Origin of the sequence: Lapillicoccus sp. (genome assembly GCF_025353065.1) — a bacterium.
GTDB lineage: Bacteria > Actinomycetota > Actinomycetes > Actinomycetales > Dermatophilaceae > Lapillicoccus.
This window is the reverse complement of sequence record NZ_JANXRJ010000315.1, coordinates 1-2,821: the sequence shown is the minus strand read 5'-3', so window position 1 is coordinate 2,821 and position 2,821 is coordinate 1. Positions and strand designations below refer to the sequence as shown.

Here is a 2,821-nt window from a genome sequence, read left to right as displayed (position 1 = left end):
GTCACCAGCAGTGAGGTGGAGTTGGGCCGCGAGCTGGGGCGTGGCAGCGACGGTCTGCTGCTCGAGGATGGTGCTGGACGGCTCGAGGCCGCGTTGGCGCATGTCCTCGGTGAAGCTCGTCAGGCGCAGCGTTTTGGAGACGACCGCCGGGTTCGCGACGTAGGTACCAGACCCTTGCACGTTGTAGACCAGCCCCTGACGGATGAGGCGTTGGATGGCCTGACGCACGGTGGTGCGGCTGACCTGGAACTCCTCGAGCAGCTCCCGTTCCGTGGGTAGCGCGTCGTGCGCGTCCATGGCGCCGACCCGTTCCTCCAGGGCGGCGGCGAGGACCTCGTACTTCGGCGGTCGACGGTCGCTCACCGATGGGGTCACGGTCACCATCAGCCTTTCACTGCCCCGGACGACAGGCCGCTGACGAGGTAGCGCTGCGCGAAGACGGCGAACAGCACCGGCGGCAGGGTGGACAGGACGGTCGCTGCGGAGATGTCGCCCCACCGGATCCCCGTGCTGGTGACGAAGTTGGCGGCGCCGAGGGTGACGGGGGTGGCGTTGGAGGTGGACAGGATCAGCGCGAACAGGTAGTCGTTCCAGGTGAAGATGAACACCAGCACGGCGACGGCGACCAGGGTGGGCGCGAGCATGGGCAGGACCACGGAGTACAAGGTCCGGTAGGTGCTTGCCCCGTCCACCCAGGCGGCCTCCTCGACCTCGATGGGGACATCCCGGAACCCGGCACTGAGCAGGATGATCCCCAGGGGCAGGTTGAGGAACGTGTTCGCCAACACCAGCGAGGGGACGGTGTCGAGGAGGTGCAGGTTCGACATCAGCAGGAAGTAGGGAACCGCGAAGAAGATGGCCGGCAGCAGCCGCAGCCCGCTCGAGGCGTTCATGACCAGGCGCCCACCGAACCCGAGCCGCACCGCGGCATACGTGCCGGGGATGGCGATGACCAGGACCAGGGCTACCGCGCCGAGGGCGATGAGGGTGGAGTTGAGGAAGAAGCGCGGGAAGTCGTATCCCGCTGCGCCGAGGGCGTTCTGGTAGTGCTCGAGGGTGGGAGCGAGGTGGGTCGACAGGGCACCGCGGCCGATGTCGCCCTCGGTCCGGAAGCTGACCAGCAGGGCATTCAACCAGGGGATGTTGACCACGAGCGCCATGGTGCCGACCGCGGCTGTGGTACCCCACGCCCTGCGTTTGCGTGACCTGGGCGCAGCCGGTTTCGTCGTCATCGCGGGCTTGCGTGACGTGGTGCTCACGCCGGGTTCCCCTGACCGGCGATCCGCTTGACCAGCAGCGGGACCAGCGGCAGGAGCACGATCATGATCACCGTCGAGGCTGCTGCGGCCAGGCCGAAGCCACCGGACTCGAAAGCGGTCTTGTAGATGAAGATGCTCAAGGTGGTGGTCTTGGTCCCCGGGCCCCCCGCGGTCAGCACATAGATGACGTCGAAGGTTCGTATGGCGTCGATGAGGCGCAGGAACACGGCGGCGAAGAGGACAGGTTTCATGATCGGGATCAGCACCGAGACGAGGGTGCGCAACCGGCCGGCTCCGTCGATCTGCGCAGCTTCGAGCAGGTCCGTGGGGAACGACTGCAGTCCGGCGTAGATGATTAGGAACGTGAAGGGGGTCCACTGCAGGACGTCGAGCACCACCAGCAACGGCACGACCGACCCTGGCGCGAAGAGAGATACCTGCAGCCCGATCTTGTCCAACAGGGCGGGGATAAGCCCGATGTCGCCGTTCAGCAGCAGCCGGAACATCACCCCGAGCAGCGCGGGCGCGATCATGATCGGCACGAGTAGCATCGTAAAGAACACCTTCTTCGCAGGGAACGCCCGGTTCACCAGCAGGGCCAAGCAGAACCCGAGCACCGTCTCGGCCGCCGTGACGGCCAGGGCGAACCCGACGGTGAACTTTGCCGCGTCCAGGAAGCCGGGTGAGGAGAACAGGTCCTGATAGTTCTTCAGGCCCGCGAACGGCGCGACAGGCTGCTGCAACGTCAGGTCGTAGAAGCTGGTCTGGATGCCTTGGAAGACCGGGAAGACAACGAAGATGGCGGTGAACAAGATGATGGGGGCGCCGAGGACCCACTTAGCGCTGCGGCTGCCGGCTTGACCGTGGACGGACATCTCAGCCTCTCTGGACCGGGCGCGTCATGCACGATGATCGGCGTGCATGACGCACCCGTGGCCCCTTACTTCAGGAGGGTCTGAAGGTTGTCGTCGGCGGTCTTGAGCGCGCTGGCGGGGTCAACGGTGCCCACCCATGCACCACTGAGGGCTTCGGCCAGCTTGCTGTACGCCTGAAAGGTCTTCGGGAAGACCGGTTCGGCGTATCCGTACTTGTCGATGGACTCGGCGATCATGGGGAACGCCGGGTTGATCGACGCCTTATCGGCCAGGACCTTCGGCATCGCCGGGATCCCTCCGGCCTGCGCGTACGTGGCCATCGCCTCGGGCCTGGCGAGGTAGTTAAGGAACTTGGTCGCGGCGCCCTTGTTCGTGGCGTACTTGTTGAGGGCGACCGCCAAGGCGTGGACGTGGGTCTTTTGACCGGGGACCGGGGCAATGGCCATCTTGCCGGCCACGTCCGGCGACTTGGTCTTGTCGTTGAGCTCGGCGAAGCCAGCCGACCACTGGATCGCGAACGCGGCATTGCCCGACTTCAGGGCCGCCTGGGTCTCGGGGAACTCGGCCTGCGAGCTGTCCGGGGAGGTCCACCCGTTCTTGTAGATGTCGGCATACAGCTTGACCGCCTTCTGCGCCTCCGGGGTGTTCAGGTTCGCCTTACCGTCGGAAGTCGTCCAGCTGCCGCCC

At 65.9% G+C, this 2,821-nt stretch carries 4 protein-coding genes; all 4 read right to left on the bottom strand.

The features are described from left to right. Window positions 1–363: GntR family transcriptional regulator (locus Q0R63_RS22625; protein WP_295702363.1), on the bottom strand; the 363-nt coding region annotated here is incomplete at its 3' end. Between the two features lie 20 nt (window positions 364–383). Beyond that, a complete protein-coding gene (locus tag Q0R63_RS22620; protein WP_295702362.1) occupies window positions 384–1,259 on the bottom strand; it encodes a carbohydrate ABC transporter permease in 876 nt (291 codons plus the stop codon). Further along, the gene (locus Q0R63_RS22615; protein WP_295702361.1) at window positions 1,256–2,134 is read right to left on the bottom strand and encodes a sugar ABC transporter permease; all 879 of its coding nucleotides are present in this window, start codon (window positions 2,132–2,134) and stop codon (window positions 1,256–1,258) included. Before Q0R63_RS22615 ends, Q0R63_RS22620 begins: the two co-directional genes overlap by 4 nt. A 65-nt stretch (window positions 2,135–2,199) precedes the next feature. Further along, a partial coding sequence (locus tag Q0R63_RS22610) for an extracellular solute-binding protein (protein ID WP_295702360.1) occupies window positions 2,200–2,821 on the bottom strand: 622 nt, incomplete at its 5' end.